General features: G+C 54.0%; 14 protein-coding genes. 7 read left to right on the top strand and 7 right to left on the bottom strand.

Annotation, left to right across the window (positions count from 1 at the left end; genetic code table 11):
- Positions 1-63 precede the first annotated feature (63 nt).
- From OGX92_RS14670 to OGX92_RS14680, 3 genes are all read right to left on the bottom strand, one after another.
- On the bottom strand, positions 64-879 hold the full coding sequence (locus OGX92_RS14670; protein WP_286586717.1) for a Cof-type HAD-IIB family hydrolase: 816 nt from the start codon (positions 877-879) through the stop codon (positions 64-66).
- Between the two features lie 224 nt (positions 880-1103).
- On the bottom strand, positions 1104-3536 hold the full coding sequence (locus tag OGX92_RS14675) for a glycyl radical protein (protein WP_003831600.1): 2433 nt from the start codon (positions 3534-3536) through the stop codon (positions 1104-1106).
- Between the two features lie 5 nt (positions 3537-3541).
- The gene (locus OGX92_RS14680) at positions 3542-4441 is read right to left on the bottom strand and encodes a glycyl-radical enzyme activating protein (protein ID WP_200920626.1); all 900 of its coding nucleotides are present in this window, start codon (positions 4439-4441) and stop codon (positions 3542-3544) included.
- A 132-nt stretch (positions 4442-4573) separates the two neighbouring features.
- On the opposite strand from OGX92_RS14680, the gene fsa reads away from it, so the two are divergent.
- Positions 4574-5236 carry a fructose-6-phosphate aldolase gene (gene fsa, locus OGX92_RS14685; protein WP_063940650.1) on the top strand — a complete coding sequence of 221 codons (663 nt, stop codon included), beginning with the start codon at positions 4574-4576 and terminating at the stop codon, positions 5234-5236.
- Between the two features lie 86 nt (positions 5237-5322).
- On the opposite strand, the gene moeB is transcribed toward fsa, so the two are convergent.
- Positions 5323-6072: a molybdopterin-synthase adenylyltransferase MoeB gene (moeB, locus tag OGX92_RS14690; protein ID WP_003831603.1), complete on the bottom strand. Its 750-nt coding sequence runs from the start codon at positions 6070-6072 to the stop codon at positions 5323-5325.
- Positions 6072-7307 (bottom strand): molybdopterin molybdotransferase MoeA, encoded by a 1236-nt coding sequence (gene moeA / locus OGX92_RS14695; protein ID WP_286586719.1) that lies wholly within the window; start codon positions 7305-7307, stop codon positions 6072-6074. Before moeA ends, moeB begins: the two co-directional genes overlap by 1 nt.
- Before the next feature lie 174 nt (positions 7308-7481).
- Between moeA and OGX92_RS14700 the strand changes: the two genes are divergently transcribed.
- The 6 genes from OGX92_RS14700 (at position 7482) to gsiD (ending at position 14733) form a co-directional block, all read left to right on the top strand.
- Positions 7482-8270, top strand: a complete 789-nt coding sequence (locus OGX92_RS14700) for an aminoglycoside adenylyltransferase family protein (protein ID WP_286586720.1) — start codon at positions 7482-7484, stop codon at positions 8268-8270.
- Between the two features lie 191 nt (positions 8271-8461).
- Complete coding sequence (gene iaaA, locus OGX92_RS14705; RefSeq protein ID WP_003836974.1) at positions 8462-9427, top strand: beta-aspartyl-peptidase; 966 nt, start codon at positions 8462-8464, stop codon at positions 9425-9427.
- Positions 9414-11285 (top strand): glutathione ABC transporter ATP-binding protein GsiA, encoded by a 1872-nt coding sequence (gsiA, locus tag OGX92_RS14710; RefSeq protein WP_286586721.1) that lies wholly within the window; start codon positions 9414-9416, stop codon positions 11283-11285. The genes iaaA and gsiA overlap by 14 nt, the downstream gene beginning before the upstream one ends.
- Before the next feature lie 28 nt (positions 11286-11313).
- Complete coding sequence (gene gsiB, locus OGX92_RS14715; protein WP_286586722.1) at positions 11314-12852, top strand: glutathione ABC transporter substrate-binding protein GsiB; 1539 nt, start codon at positions 11314-11316, stop codon at positions 12850-12852.
- 46 nt (positions 12853-12898) lie between these two features.
- Positions 12899-13819, top strand: coding sequence for a glutathione ABC transporter permease GsiC (gsiC, locus tag OGX92_RS14720; protein ID WP_048235754.1), 921 nt, complete (start codon positions 12899-12901; stop codon positions 13817-13819).
- Positions 13820-13821: 2 nt separating this feature from the next.
- Complete coding sequence (gene gsiD / locus OGX92_RS14725) at positions 13822-14733, top strand: glutathione ABC transporter permease GsiD (RefSeq protein ID WP_003831612.1); 912 nt, start codon at positions 13822-13824, stop codon at positions 14731-14733.
- 92 nt (positions 14734-14825) lie between these two features.
- Here gsiD and rimO read toward each other — a convergent pair whose 3' ends face one another.
- Both rimO and OGX92_RS14735 read right to left on the bottom strand, forming a co-directional pair.
- Entirely contained in the window at positions 14826-16133 is a 1308-nt protein-coding gene (gene rimO / locus OGX92_RS14730; RefSeq protein ID WP_003831616.1) for a 30S ribosomal protein S12 methylthiotransferase RimO, read from the bottom strand.
- 135 nt (positions 16134-16268) lie between these two features.
- Positions 16269-16332, bottom strand: a 64-nt coding sequence (locus tag OGX92_RS14735; RefSeq protein WP_071603212.1) for an IS1 family transposase, incomplete at its 5' end; no start/stop codon positions are given.

A 16332-nucleotide genomic window follows, 5' to 3' on the forward strand; every position in this document is an offset into this window, starting at 1 on the left:
GATGGAGTGAGCAAAATGGAAAAAGAGTGAAAACCGGGATGAGGGATACCCCGGTTGGCAGGATTAGACGTTAAAAGGGGCGGTGTTATCCAGCACTGCCTGAATTACGTTCAGCGCGCCCTGATGGTTGTTGTCGTCGGTCTGATAGCGAGCAATCGCTTTAATACTCTCTGCCGCGTTGGCCATGGCGAAAGAGTAGTGCGCTATTTTCAGCATTTCCGCGTCGTTGCCGCTATCGCCAATGGCGACTACGTTTTGCGGTGACAGGTTCCAGCGTTTAAGCAGGCGGCTGATCCCGTTGGCTTTATGTAAGCCCGGAATGATCAGATCGATAAACCCGAAGCCGCTGGTGACGGGCTTCATGATGCCGTCCAGCGCAGCATGCAGGTGATCGATAACCAATGGGATTTGTTGGTCCGGTAAATTTAGCGAGAACTTGAACAGCACATCGTCGATATCCTGATAATCTTTTACAGGTTTCAGGCGATGGTAGTGTTTTGACATCAATGCGACAAAGGACTCCGGCGCATTTTCGCTAACGTAAGCGCTTTGCAGCCCACAAGCCACAAAGTTGAGCTGCTTATCTTTTAGCAGTTCACCAATGACAATACGGGACTCGTGGCGGGTTAGCTCGCCGTGAAATAGCTGTTTGCCATGTTCAAAAACTAACGCCCCGTTCTCGGCGACAAAGGAAATTTCCTCTTTGAGCTCCGGGAAAAAGGAGATCAGCTGGTAATACTGGTTGCCGCTGGCCACGACAAATTCAATATTTCGTTTTTTCAGTTCCTGATACTGCGCCATAAAACGTGCACGATCGTATTTCTTGGCGTCGTCGAGAAAAGTTCCGTCCATATCGGTGACGATAACTTTGATGGTCATAAAGATAGGCTCCTGGCGATTACTGCAACCAGAAACATTCTAATAACAATGTGACCTGTAGCACAAATTTAATTTCGAATGAAAGTAAAAAGCCGGGTGGTAGCTTCGCCTTACCCGGCTACGGGGAGAATCGTTGTAGGCCGGATAAGCGTCAGCGCATCCGGCAATGGGGAGGGTAGCGTGCCGGATGGTGGTGCGGAATCTCATCCGGCCGACAATATTGTTTACAGCATATGTTCAGTACGCGCGATGATGTCGTCTTGCGCATCCGGAGAAAGCGCAGTGAAGAAGGCGGAATAACCTGCTACACGGACCACCAGGTCACGATATTGATCCGGGTGTTTTTTGGCTTCCAGCAGCGTTTCACGGGAGACAATGTTGTACTGAATATGCCAGCCTTTGTGCTCTTCGAAGAAGGTGCGCAGCAGGATCATCAGCTTTTGCTTATCGGATTCATTTTCCAGCGTGGCCGGGTTGAGCTTCTGATTTAACAGCACGCCGCCAAGAATCGAACCGGTCGGCAGTTTACCCACCGAACCAATTACCGCCGTTGGGCCGAGATGGTCCGTACCGGAAGCCGGACTGGCGCCTTCTGCCAGTGGAGTGTGTGCTTTACGGCCATCCGGCGTTGCCATCGTTGCTGCGCCAAAAGGCACGTTTGCAGAAATAGACGAGGTCCCGGCGTAGTAATTGCCGCCAACCGGGCCACGTCCGTAACGCGGATTATGATACTGTTTCAGTTCATCGATATAGGTCTGATAAGCGCGGGCCAGCAGCGTATCAACGCTATCGTCATCGTTACCGTATTTCGGCGCGCCGTTGATTAGTCGTTGGCGTAACTGCTCATGGGTCAGACCGTCAAAATCATCGGCCAGCGCGGCGGCCAGCTGTTGTTGACCGATAGCGCCCTGTTCAAAGACCAGTTTCTTCACTGCAGCCAGGCTGTTACCGAGGTTGGCAATACCCACCTGCAAACCCGATACCCAGTCATACTTCGCGCCGCCTTGCTTAATGCTTTTCGCCCGCTCAATGCAGTCGTCTACCAGCGCGGAGCACAGAATATCGTGCACGTTCTCTTCCAGCATGGTATCGACGACATACTCAATTTCGATGGATTTACGCGTGTAGTAGCGGATCTGTGTATCCCAGGCGTCCATCACTTCGTCGAAATTGTTGAAGTTACCGGCTGAGAGCGCTTTTTCCTGTGGCAGAAAGACTTTGCCACTGGTGGCATCGCGCCCACCTTCCAGTGCCGCCAGCATCACGCGGGCAAAGTTAATAAAGCTCATGCCGGTGCAACGATAGCCCCATTTCCCGCCAACAGCGGTTTCGATACATCCAATAGCTGCATAGTCATAGGCGTCCTGCGGTTCAATGCCCAGCTTAATGAATTCCGGTATGACGATTTCATCGTTGTTAAAGGCGGGCATCCCGAAGCCGCAGCGGATCACCTGCACGCAGGCATCGAGGAAGTCATTACTCATCCCCGCGTGATAACGCACGCTCAGGTTTGGCTGCGTAGAACGCAGGCGGCCGCAGGACTCCAGAATGGCGTAGGAGAGCGGGTTGACGGCATCCATCGGCTGACCGTTGACCAGGTTTTGACCACCAATGGTCACGTTCTGATACAGCGGACTGCCCGCCGAGGCTTTCGAATGGGAGCCGGAACGGATTTTGTTCACTTCCAGCAGTTTCAACCAGCAGCTGTGCAACAGTTCAATAGCGTGCTCACGATCAAGGCTCTGGTTCAGTTCGACGTCGCGACGATAGAATGGGTAGAGGTATTGATCCATACGACCAAACGACACCGAGTGACCGTTAGATTCAATTTGCAGGATCAACTGGATGAAATAGCACAGCTGCAGCGCCTGCCAGAATGTTTTTGGCGGCTCATGGGCGATAACATCACAGTTTTCCGCCATGGTCAGCAGTTCATCTCGACGACTGGCGCGAGTTTCTGTGGATGCCATTTTACGTGCCAGCGCGGCAAAGCGCTCAATGTGCAGGCTGACGGCCTCCAGCACGATATCTATCGCTTTCAGGAACTGATCGCCATGGAGGTCTTCCAGACATGTCAGATTGATGCGGGAGCGACGTTCATCGACTTTGTGACGCAGGCCGTCGAGACCTTTTTCCAGCAGCAGCGGGAAGTTTACCGCCAGGTGCGCGTCGCCGGAGGTCATGTTACCTTCGGCTTTGATAATGCCGGTTTCCAGCAGCCCTTTCTGCTCATCAGTGAACATCCCGTAGCAGCGATCCTGCACGGTTTGACCACGCCACCATGGGCACACCTCATGCAATACACGTTTGTTCTCTTCGCTTACCGCAAATCCTGCACCCGGTCTGTCGGCGAGGTCGTCGATCTCTTTTTCAATCCAGGAGACGGTGTATTCCGGGAAAATAGGCGCGGCACGCACTTCGCTTGCCTGGTTACCAATGATCAGTTCGTCATGTTTGATCCAGATGGTGCGTTCCGCCAGATGATGGGCTAGTGCCAGTGCGCGACGTACCGGGATAGGCTTATCCAGGTGTTGCTGATACATCTCGGTATAGTGCTGGGCGCGCTCGGTACAAACCGGTGGTTTCACGATGTGGATCAGGGCCGTTTTATGCGCTTTGATACGGTCGCTGAGTGTGTCCAGTTTCAGAGTGGTCATGGCGATTATCCTCGTAGGGTCGCGGTTAAACCTTTAAGGCTGGCGTACTGCTGGGCAAATTCGAGCAGTGCTGGCGCATCAAGCGGTTTATCCGGTGCGTTGTAGGGTTGACTGAGTAAGTGGTATTTGTTGATGCCCAGGGTGTGGTAGGGCAAGAAATGGATCTCACCGACGTGAAGCTCATCGGCGGCAAAATCGGTAATGGCCTGAATAGCAGCTTCGTCTGCGTTGAATCCCTGAATCAGCGGTACGCGGATAATCATTTTTTTACCGGCGGCAGCCAATTTTTTTAGATTTTCCAGTACGCGAGAGGCACGCCCATCGGTCCATTGTTTAAACGGCGCATCCGCCACGTGTTTTAGATCGGCCAGAAATAGATCGACGTCAGGTAATGATGGTTCAATATACTTCCACGGGACATGCAGACAGGTTTCCACTGCGGTATGAATGCCGGCGTCGTGGCTGGCCTTGAGTAACGCTGCCGCCAGCTCTGGCTGCATAAACGGTTCGCCGCCGGACAGGGTGAGGCCCCCTCCGCTGCGATCGTAAAACGGTTTATCACGCAATACGGTCGCCATGATGTCGTCCACGCTTTTTACCTCTCCACAGACGGTTAACGCCTGAGTCGGACAGCAGTCGGTCAGCGCTGCGAGGACGTCATCGGTCAGTTTTTCGCGATGAATAAGTAATCCGCCCAGCGCCCGTTCAATCACCGCGGGTGCAGCCTGAGCACAGAGATCGCAACCGTCAAGGCACAAACGCGCGTCATAAAGCAGGTCCTGCGTGCGGGCGCGGCTTTCCGGATTCTGGCACCACCGACAGCCCAGGGAGCATCCCTTTAGGAACACCACAGTACGGATCCCGGGGCCATCATGCGTGGAGTAGCGCTGGATATTGAAAATCATAAGCGACCTCTTTTCTTTCGTATAAAGATTAAATTACTTTCGAATGAAAGTTATATTGACATGCGTCAACTAACCGTGAGGTTTCGCCGTGCTACCTTTTATTCATGCTAATTATTCGTTTGAGGAAAGCTTATGGAACTCTATTTAGATACGTCTGATGTTGATGCGGTAAAAGCTCTGGCGCGCATTTTCCCGCTGGCAGGGGTGACCACTAACCCGAGCATTGTGGCGGCAGGGAACCAGACGCTGGAAGTACTACTGCCGCAACTGCAGGAGGCGACGGGAGGGCAAGGGCGTCTGTTTGCTCAGGTGATGGCGACCACCGCCGAAGGGATGGTCAGCGATGCGCGTAAGCTGCGGGCAATCATTTCTAATATCGTGGTCAAAGTGCCGGTGACAGCAGAAGGTCTGGCGGCTATAAAATTGCTGAAAGAAGAAGGGATCCCGACGTTGGGTACTGCGGTATACGGTGCAGCTCAAGGGTTATTGGCTGCTCTGGCGGGTGCGGAATACGTTGCGCCATATGTTAACCGCGTGGATGCGCAAGGAGGGGATGGCATCCAGACGGTGACCGACCTGCAGACGTTACTGAAAATGCATGCCCCGCACGCCAAAGTACTGGCAGCCAGTTTTAAAACACCGCGTCAGGCGCTGGATTGTCTGCTGGCGGGCTGCGAGTCCATCACGCTACCGCTGGACGTTGCTCAGCAGATGATTAGCTCTCCGGCTGTTGATGCTGCCGTCGCGAAGTTTGAGCACGACTGGCAGAGTGCATTTGGACGCACGTCGATCTGATGCTGTTGCCGGATGGCGCTAACGTTTACCCGGCCTACGTTGGAGCCGTTGTAGGTCGGGTAAGGCGAAGCCGCCACCCGACTTTTTTACTGCCCGCAAACCTCACACCCCGGGTTGCGCATTAGCTTCATTTCGCGAAACTGGCAGGTCATGGCGTCGTACATGACGATTTTTCCAGACGCCGGTTTACCATAGTTTGCCAGCAACTTAATGGCCTCCATCGCCTGTAACGAGCCAATCACGCCGATCAGCGGGGCCATCACTCCTGCCTCGACGCAGGTCAGGGCGTTTTCACCGAACAGACGACTCAGGCAACGGTAGCATGGCTCTCCTTCCTGATACGTAAAGACGGTAATTTGTCCTTCCATGCGAATTGCCGCCCCAGAAACCAACGGAACCCTGGCGGCGAAGCATCCGGCATTCAGCTGATTGCGGATGCTGACGTTATCCGTACAGTCCAGCACCAAATCGTGCTCGGCGATCAGCGCGTGAATCTGGTTTTCTTCCAGCAGCGCATTCACTGGCGTAATGGCGATGTAAGGGTTAATCCGCGCCAGTGCGTCGCGGGCGGAGAGCACTTTGGGTTGCCCTACGGTTGCATCGCTGTGCAGCGTCTGGCGTTGGAGGTTCGATACGGAGACCGTGTCAAAGTCGAGCAGGGTTAAATGCCCGACGCCAGCGCCCGCAAGGTACTGGGTTGCTGCGCATCCCAGTCCCCCCAGACCAACGACCAGTACCCGCGCATCTTTGAGCGCTTCCTGACCTTCGAAATCGAAGCCGCGCAGAATGATTTGCCGGTTATAGCGCATCATCTCCTGGTCGCTGAGTTCTGCCATTACAGGCCTCCAAACAGTGCGTTAAACGGCTCGACCTCAACCCATTCTCCGGCCTCAACGTTACCGCGATCGCGCTCCAGCACGATAAAGCAGTTGCCCTGGCTAAAGGAGCTAAAAATATGCGAGCCCTGGTGTCCGGTGGTGGTGACTTCCAGCTCGCCTTCCGCAGTACGCTGCAATACACCGCGCTGAAAATCCAGACGCCCTGGCGTTTTCTTCAGACGTGATGCGGTGCGCACGCGCTGGCGCGGAGGCAACCCACAGGCGGTGTTGCCGCTGAGTTTCGCCAGCAGCGGTTGCACCAGTTGATAAAAGGTGAGGGCCGCAGACACCGGGTTACCCGGCAGGCCGCAAAACCAGCTGTTGCTCAGTTTACCAAACGCGAACGGTTTGCCGGGTTTAATGGCCAACTTCCAGAAGGCAATTTCTCCCAGCTCTTCCAGAATGGTTTTGGTGTAATCCGCTTCGCCTACCGAAACGCCACCAGAGCTGATGACGACGTCGGCCTGGCTGTCGGCTTCGATAAACGCGGCCCGCAGCGCGTTGGGATCGTCGCGAATAATTCCTAAGTTGATCACTTCGCAGCCCAACTGCTGCAGCATCAGGTGAACGGTCAGACGGTTTGTGTCATAAATCTGCCCGTCGCCCAGCGGCTGACCCGGCAGTTGCAGCTCATCACCGGTGGAGAACAACGCCACGCGAACTTTGCGAACGACCGGTACTTCGGCAATGCCGAGTGAGGCCAGAACCGGAAGCTCGGCGGTTGTCAGACGAGTTCCGGTGGGGAATACCACCGCGCCGTTTGCGATATCTTCACCGCGCAGACGAATATTTTGTCCGCTGCGGACCTCGGCGGTAAAACGCACACAGTCGTCAGTTTGTTCCGTTTGCTCCTGCATCACCACCGCTTCACAACCGGCAGGCACCGGGGCACCGGTCATAATGCGGATGCAGGTTCCCGCAGGCCACTCGCCGTGGAATGGTTGACCAGCAAAGGCTTTGCCAGCCACCGCAAGAGGCTGGTCTGATTGTAAATCGGCTAATCGCACCGCATAGCCATCCATTGCCGAGTTATCGAATCCCGGCACATCAATCGGGGAGATGACGTCGGTGGCCAGAATGCGGCCAAAGCATTGAACCAGCGGCAGCGTTTCGACGGCGGTGAGTGGGGTAATACGCGAAAGCATCTGAGAGAGAGCCGTTTCAAGCGGCATCAGTCCGGCGGTAAATTCCATGAGAAGACTCCTGCGGGGCAAAATCGAATCTGCTCATTATGTCAGAAAATGGACGCGGACAGTATGCTACCTCAGGCTTAGGATCCGATCTGAGACAGGTTTTCTGCCAGAGAATAGCGCTACAGGAAAAATGCAGTATAGACTCATTATTTCTGCTTTTTTCCAGGAGGCTAAATGGCTGCGACTATCCCGAATTCAATTCGACAACAGGTGAATGCCGCCAGTGCACTGATTGCGCGGATTATCGAGGGCGACCTGGTTGCTGTTCATTTGTATGGCTCTGCTGTTGAAGGTGGCTTAAAGCCCCAAAGCGATATCGATTTACTGGTTACCATTAGGCAGCCACTGAATACTCGTCAAAGAAAAGATCTGATGCAGGGTTTTCTGGAAATATCAGCACCGCCTGGCAGCGTTGATAACTATCGGGCGCTGGAAGTGACCATCGTGGTCTATTCACAACTTGTGCCGTGGCGATTCCCACCGTCAAGAGAAATGCAATTTGGCGAATGGTTGCGTGATGATATCTGCGCTGGCGTGTATGAACCGGCGCAGGTGGATCCTGATCTTTCCATCCTGCTGACCCAGGCCCGGCGCGCCAGCGTAGCGTTGTTCGGTGAACCCGCTGAGACGTTATTCAACGTCATCCCTTTTAGCGATGTCGTGCAAACATTTCGGCATATCCTTGATATGTGGCAGAAACCGGGCGATTTAGAGGGTGACGAGCGAAATATCATCCTTACTCTGGCGCGTATTTGGTACAGCGTAGTTACGGGCAATATTGTCGCTAAAGATGAAGCCGCCTCCTGGCTTATACCGCAATTACCCGATGAGTATGCGGATACGCTGCAAGCCGCACGTGCGGAATACCTGGGGTTAACCAAAAAGAACTGGACTGCGTCTATGCCGTCTGTTGAACGCTTTGTGTTTTATGCAAAAAAACAGATTGCCGATCGGCTTGAATAATATATTCAACGATGTTGGAAGATACACTTTCTGTTTAACTCATTTAAATAACCTGATGGGATGGGGCGTGAGGTACGGGCCTTTACCTTTACATTACGTCTGCATCTTTCTATATTCAAAAATCGAATCAATAAGTCACAGAAATTCTGATATTTATAACCCCGGTACCTGCCACCTAATGGACGAAAAAAATGGGTAAAGCAGTCATTGCAATTCACGGCGGCGCAGGGGCTATCACCCGTTCGCAGCTGAGTCAGGAGCAAGAGTTGCGTTATATTCAGGCGCTGTCGGATATCGTTGAAACCGGCCAGCGGATGCTAGAGGACGGTCGTAGCGCACTGGATGTGGTGACCGAAGCCGTGCGCTTACTGGAAGAGTGTCCGTTGTTTAATGCCGGAATTGGCGCGGTATATACCCGTGATGAAACCCATGAACTTGATGCCTGCGTGATGGATGGTAACACGCTTAATGCGGGAGCCGTCGCCGGAGTCAGCCATTTACGCAATCCGATTCTCGCGGCGCGCCTGGTAATGGAACACAGCCCACACGTCATGATGATAGGTGAAGGGGCTGAGAACTTTGCCATTGCGCAGGGTATGGAACGCGTATCAGCGGATATTTTCTCTACGCCAGAACGCTATGCTCAACTGCTAGCGGCGCGAACAGCGGGTGAAACGGTGCTGGACCATAGCGCGAGCCCGCTGGATGAAAACAACAAAATGGGTACCGTGGGGGCGGTCGCGTTAGATATGTTTGGCAATCTGGCGGCCGCAACATCGACCGGTGGAATGACCAACAAATTACCGGGGCGGGTGGGTGACAGTCCGTTGGTCGGCGCAGGCTGTTATGCCAATAACGCAAGTGTGGCAGTCTCCTGCACCGGAACCGGGGAAGTCTTTATTCGTGCGCTGGCGGCCTATGACATTGCGGCGTTGATGGATTACGGCGGCCTGAGTTTATCGGAGGCGTGTGAACGCGTAGTAATGGAAAAATTACCGGCGCTCGGTGGCAGCGGCGGTTTAATTGCTATCGATCATGAGGGCAATGTCGCCTTGCCGTTTAATAGCGAAGGCATGTACCGCGCCTGGGGATACGCAGGCGATACGCCAACCACCGGTATTTATCGGGAAAAAGGAGATAGCGTTGCCACACAGTGATGAGCTTGATGCCAGCGACGTGCTGGCAGTCAACAATCTGAATATTGCCTTTGAACAGGAGCAGCAGCGCGTCAGTGCGGTGCGCAATCTGTCATTTCGCCTGAAGCGTGGCGAAACGCTGGCGATCGTGGGCGAATCCGGTTCAGGAAAATCGGTAACAGCCTTGTCGCTGATGCGTCTGATTGAACAGGCCGGCGGCGAGGTGAGCTGCGATGAAATGCTGCTACGACGCCGTAACCGACAGGTTATTGAGCTGGGTGAACAGAGCGCATCACAAATGCGTCACGTGCGCGGTGCGGATATCGCGATGATCTTCCAGGAGCCTATGACATCGCTCAATCCGGTGTTTACCGTGGGCGAACAGATTGCCGAGTCTATACGCTTGCACCAAGGCGCCAGCCATGAAGAGGCGATGGTAGAAGCGAAGCGAATGCTCGATCAGGTGCGTATCCCCGAGGCGAAGGCGATTTTATCGCGATATCCACACCAGCTTTCCGGCGGTATGCGCCAGCGGGTGATGATCGCCATGGCACTGTCGTGTCGCCCTGCGGTTTTAATTGCCGATGAGCCGACGACCGCGCTGGATGTCACCATTCAGGCGCAGATCCTGCAACTAATAAAAGTGTTGCAGCAGGATATGTCGATGGGAGTGATCTTCATTACCCACGATATGGGCGTCGTGGCGGATATTGCCGACCGCGTGCTGGTGATGTATCAGGGCGAGGCGGTAGAAACCGGCAGCGTTGAACAGATTTTTCACAATCCCCAGCATCCCTATACCAAAGCGCTGTTGGCAGCCGTGCCGCAGCTTGGGGCGATGAACGGACATGAGCTTCCACGCCGTTTCCCGCTTATTTCATTGCACGATCCCAGTAATGTAGAACCGCAGACCGAGCAGGACACCGTGGTTGAAGGCGAGCCTATTCTGCGGGTACGAAATTTGGTGACGCGTTTTCCTCTGCGCAGCGGCATTCTAAATCGCGTGACTCGCGAGGTGCATGCAGTGGAAAACGTCAGTTTTGACCTGTGGCCGGGAGAAACGCTCTCGCTGGTGGGGGAGTCAGGCTGCGGGAAATCCACCACCGGGCGGGCGTTGCTGCGCCTGGTTGAGTCTCAGCGTGGGGAAATCATTTTCAACGGACAGCGTATTGATACCCTTGCTGCCAGCAAGTTGCAGCCGCTGCGTCGGGATATTCAGTTTATCTTCCAGGATCCGTATGCCTCGCTCGATCCGCGCCAGACTGTGGGATATTCCATTCTGGAGCCGCTACGAGTACATGGGTTATTGCAGGGCGATGCGGGGTCAAAACGGGTTGCATGGTTGTTGGAACGTGTAGGCTTGCTACCTGAGCATGCCTGGCGCTATCCGCATGAGTTTTCCGGCGGTCAGCGTCAGCGTATCTGTATTGCACGGGCATTGGCGCTCAATCCCAAAGTGATTATTGCCGATGAATCTGTCTCGGCGCTGGATGTTTCAATTCGTGGGCAAATCATCAACCTGATGCTCGACCTGCAGCGAGAATTGGGTATCGCATATCTGTTTATTTCCCACGATATGGCGGTAGTGGAACGGATCAGTCACCGTGTGGCGGTGATGTATCTGGGGCAGATCGTTGAGATAGGCACCCGGCGGGCGGTGTTTGAAAATCCGCAACATCCGTACACTCGCAAGCTGATGGCGGCAGTTCCGGTCGCCGATCCATCCCATCACCGTCCCCAGCGCGTGCTGTTGTCGGACGATATCCCCAGCAATATTCGCAAACGTGGCGAAGAGATTTCCCCCGTTTCGCTCCAGTTAGTTGGTCCGGGGCATTATGTTGCGCGTGGGCAACCAGAAAATGCGCTTTCGCGTTTATAACAGGCAGGCAGGGTTTAAGGAGAATAACATGACAAAAATTGTTGCTCGAAAATGGCTGGTTGCTGTGGGAGTGGTCTCTGCACTGGCCGCATCGCCTGGCTGGGCCGCCAAAGATGTGGTGGTGGCGGTGGGATCCAATTTCACGACGCTCGACCCCTATGACGCGAATGACACGTTGTCGCAGGCGGTAGCGAAGTCGTTTTATCAGGGGTTGTTTGGCCTTGATAAAGAGATGAAACTGAAAAATGTGCTCGCGGAGAATTATACGGTTTCTGATGATGGGCTGACCTATACCCTTAAGCTGCGTCAGGGGGTGAAGTTTCAGGATGGCACCGACTTCAACGCCGATGCGGTTAAAGCTAACCTCGATCGGGCCAGTAACCCGGAAAACCATCTGAAACGTTACAACCTGTATAAGAATATCGATAAAACCGAAGTCGTCGATCCGTCGACGGTGAAGATTACGCTGAAACAGCCGTTCTCTGCCTTTATCAATATTCTGGCGCACCCGGCAACGGTGATGATTTCTCCCGCCGCGCTGGAGAAATACGGTAAGGAGATCGGTTTCCATCCTGTGGGGACCGGGCCGTACCAGCTTGATACCTGGAATCAGACGGATTTTGTGAAGGTTAAGAAGTTCGCGGGCTACTGGCAGCAAGGGCTGCCAAAGCTGGATACGATTACCTGGCATCCGGTGACCGACAACAACACGCGTGCGGCCATGCTGCAAACTGGGGAAGCGCAGTTTGCCTTCCCAATCCCTTACGAGCAGGCGGCGTTACTGGCGAAGAACAAAAACCTGGAACTGGTGGCCAGTCCGTCTATTATGCAGCGTTATATCAGCATGAACGTCACGCAAAAACCGTTCGACAACCCAAAAGTGCGTGAAGCGCTGAACTATGCCATCAACCGCCAGGCGCTGGTGAAAGTGGCTTTTGCTGGTTACGCGACGCCGGCAACCGGCGTTCTCCCCCCGTCGATAGCCTATGCGCAAAGCTATACGCCGTGGCCCTACGACCCGGCGAAAGCGCGCGAACTGCTGAAAGAAGCAGGTTATCCGAACGGTTTTACCACTACGCTATGGTCTTCGCATAACCACAGTACCGCGCAGAAAGTGCTGCAATTTACCCAGCAGCAGCTGGCGCAGGTGGGCATTAAGGCTCAGGTTACAGCGATGGATGCTGGTCAGCGCGCCGCGGAAGTGGAAGGGAAAGCGCAGAAAGAGAGCGGGGTACGGATGTTCTACACCGGCTGGTCGGCGTCTACGGGTGAAGCTGACTGGGCGCTGTCACCGCTGTTTGCATCACAAAACTGGCCGCCAACTCTGTTTAACACGGCGTTCTACAGCAATAAGCAGGTGGACAGTGATTTATCGGCAGCGTTGCAAACTAACGATCCGGCGCAGAAAGCGAAGCTGTACAAAGACGCGCAGGATATTATCTGGAAAGAGTCGCCGTGGATCCCGCTGGTAGTGGAAAAACTGATTTCGGCGCACAGCACCAGGTTGACCGGATTCTGGATCATGCCGGATACCGGATTTAGCTTTGATGATGCGGATTTAAAATAAGCTATTCATTCGGCCCCGCAGCCCAGGGGCCGGCGAAGGGAGCGTGATGCTTAACTATGTTTTCAAGCGCCTGCTGGGGTTGATTCCAACTCTGTTGATTGTTGCGGTGCTGGTATTTTTATTTGTTCATCTGCTACCCGGCGATCCGGCCCGGCTGATTGCCGGACCGGAAGCTGACGCCGAGGTGATTGAACTGGTGCGCAAGCAGCTGGGTCTGGACCAGCCGCTGCATGTTCAGTTCTGGCATTACATGACCAACGTGTTGCAAGGCGATTTTGGCACCTCGATGGTTTCTCGTCGCCCGGTTTCTGAAGAGATAGCCAGTCGTTTTATGCCATCACTATGGCTGACTATTGCCAGTATGGCGTGGGCGGTATTGTTTGGTATGACGGCGGGGATCATTGCTGCCGTATGGCGAAATCGTTGGCCGGACAGATTAAGCATGACGCTGGCGGTCACCGGGATCTCGTTCCCGGCGTTTGCGCTTGGCATGCTGCTGATGCAGATATTCTCCGTTGAGCTCGGTTGGTTACCCACCGTTGGCGCTGACACCTGGATGCACTATATCCTCCCGTCTATTACGCTGGGCGCGGCGGTGGCTGCGGTGTTAGCCCGATTTACTCGCGCCTCGTTTGTTGATGTGCTCAGCGAAGATTATATGCGTACCGCGCGCGCTAAAGGGGTGAGTGAAACCTGGGTGGTGTTAAAACATGGTCTGCGTAATGCGATGATCCCGGTGGTCACCATGATGGGACTACAGTTTGGCTTTTTGCTTGGTGGATCAATCGTGGTTGAGAAGGTGTTCAACTGGCCAGGGCTTGGGCGACTGTTGGTGGACTCCGTCGAAATGCGCGACTACCCGGTGATTCAGGCCGAGGTACTGTTGTTTTCTCTGGAATTTATTCTTATTAACTTAGTGGTGGATGTGCTCTACGCTGCCATTAATCCGGCTATCAGGTACAAGTAAGGATGCGATTTTTTAACTGGCGCCGACAGGCGATTTTAAATGCGATGCCCCTTGTTAAGCCAGAGCAGATACGCACACCGTGGCATGAGTTCTGGCGTCGGTTCCGTCGACAGCACATGGCGATGGTCGCTGGGCTGTTTGTATTGCTCCTGATCATGGTGGCGATTTTTGCCCGCTGGCTGACGCCATTTGATGCCGAGAATTACTTCGATTATGACCGTTTGAATGATGGGCCGTCGATGCTGCATTGGTTTGGCGTTGACTCACTGGGACGGGATATTTTTAGCCGCGTGCTGGTTGGCGCGCAAATCTCGCTGGCGGCAGGGGTCTTTGCCGTGTTTATTGGCGCGGCGATTGGTACGGTACTGGGGCTGCTGGCGGGATACTACGAAGGCTGGTGGGATCGACTGATCATGCGAATCTGCGATGTGCTGTTCGCCTTTCCGGGGATATTGCTGGCGATAGCCGTGGTCGCCGTGCTGGGCAGCGGAATTGCTAATGTGATCATTGCCGTGGCCATTTTCTCCATTCCAGCCTTCGCGCGCCTGGTGCGCGGGAATACGCTGGTGCTGAAGCAACAGACGTTTATTGAGTCTGCGCGCAGTATTGGTGCCAGCGATGCGACCATCATCTTCAACCATATTCTGCCTGGAACGGTCTCATCGATCGTGGTCTTCTTTACCATGCGAATTGGTACGTCGATTATCTCTGCCGCGAGCTTGTCATTCCTGGGATTAGGCGCACAGCCGCCGACGCCGGAGTGGGGGGCAATGCTTAATGAAGCGCGCGCTGATATGGTGATCGCGCCGCACGTGGCGATTTTCCCGGCGGTAGCGATATTCCTGACGGTGCTGGCGTTTAACTTACTGGGAGATGGTCTGCGCGACGCGCTGGACCCGAAAATTAAAGGGTAAACCGTAGGCCTGATAAGACGCTTCAGCGTCGCCATCAGGCATTGCCGGATGCGGCATAAATGCCTTATCCGGCCTACGTTGGGTTACGCTAATTAAACGCGGGTGCCCCACAGATCGTATTCATCTGCGTTTTCGACCTTCACGCGGATGATATCGCCAGGTTTCACCTTGGTTTCACCATTCAGGTATACCGCGCCGTCGATTTCTGGAGCATCAGCCATGCTACGACCAATTGCGCCTTCTTCGTCAACTTCATCAACGATAACCAGAATCTCGCGGCCCACTTTCTCCTGCAAACGTTCAGCAGAGATCTGCTGCTGCAATTGCATAAAGCGGTTCCAGCGTTCTTCTTTCACCTCTTCCGGGATTTGATCCGGCAGGTCATTAGCGCCAGCGCCTTCTACCGGGCTGTATTTAAAGCAGCCCACGCGATCCAGACGCGCTTCCTTCAGGAAGTCGAGCAACATCTGGAAGTCTTCTTCCGTTTCACCCGGGAAACCAACAATGAAGGTGGAGCGCAGCGTCAGTTCAGGGCAGATTTCACGCCACTGCTTGATGCGCGCCAGCTGTCTGTCCACGGAGCCCGGGCGTTTCATCAGTTTAAGAATACGCGGGCTGGCATGCTGTAACGGGATGTCCAGATACGGCAGGATTTTGCCTTCCGCCATCAGCGGGATCACATCATCAACGTGCGGGTAAGGGTAGACGTAATGGAGGCGCGTCCAGATCCCCAGTTTTGATAACTGTTCGCACAGATCAACCATGCTGGTTTTGACCGGCTCGCCGTTATGGAAACCGGTACGATGCTTCACATCTACACCGTAAGCAGAGGTATCCTGGGAGATTACCAGAATCTCTTTCACGCCCGCATCGACCAGACGCTTGGCTTCGCTGAGGACGTCGCCAATCGGACGGCTCACCAGATCGCCGCGCATGGATGGAATAATGCAGAACGTGCAGCGGTGGTTACAGCCCTCGGAAATCTTCAGATAGGCGTAATGGCGAGGAGTCAGCTTAACGCCCTGCTCAGGAACCAGGCTCTGGAACGGGTTGTGTTTTGGTTTTGGCACATAGTGGTGAACGTGCTCCAGAACCTGTTCATAGCTATGCGGCCCGGTGATTTCCAGTACCTTCGGGTGGACTTCACGGATCTGATCGACTTTCGCGCCCAGACAGCCGGTGACAATCACCTTACCGTTCTCATTCAGCGCTTCGCCAATTGCTTCCAGGGACTCCTGAACCGCACTGTCGATAAAGCCGCAGGTATTAACGATAACCATATCCGCGTCGTCGTAGCTTGGCACAACATCATAGCCTTCGGTACGAAGTTCGGTCAGGATGCGCTCAGAATCGACGAGGTTTTTCGGACAACCTAGTGATATAAAACCAATTTTTGCCATTTTCTTATACTGTACATTGCTCGTAATCGGGGGATTATACAGATGCCTTCACGGTACATCTATATCTGATCAGCATAAGACGGAGAGAATAAAGAGCGATACCTATAAAGAGTAGATCGGGGTAATGACTCCAACTTATTGATAGTGTTTTATGTTCAGATAATGCCCGATGACTTTGTCATGCAGCTCCACCGATTTT

Source organism: Citrobacter sp. Cpo089, from assembly GCF_030332695.1.
GTDB classification, from domain to species: Bacteria; Pseudomonadota; Gammaproteobacteria; order Enterobacterales; family Enterobacteriaceae; genus Citrobacter; species Citrobacter portucalensis.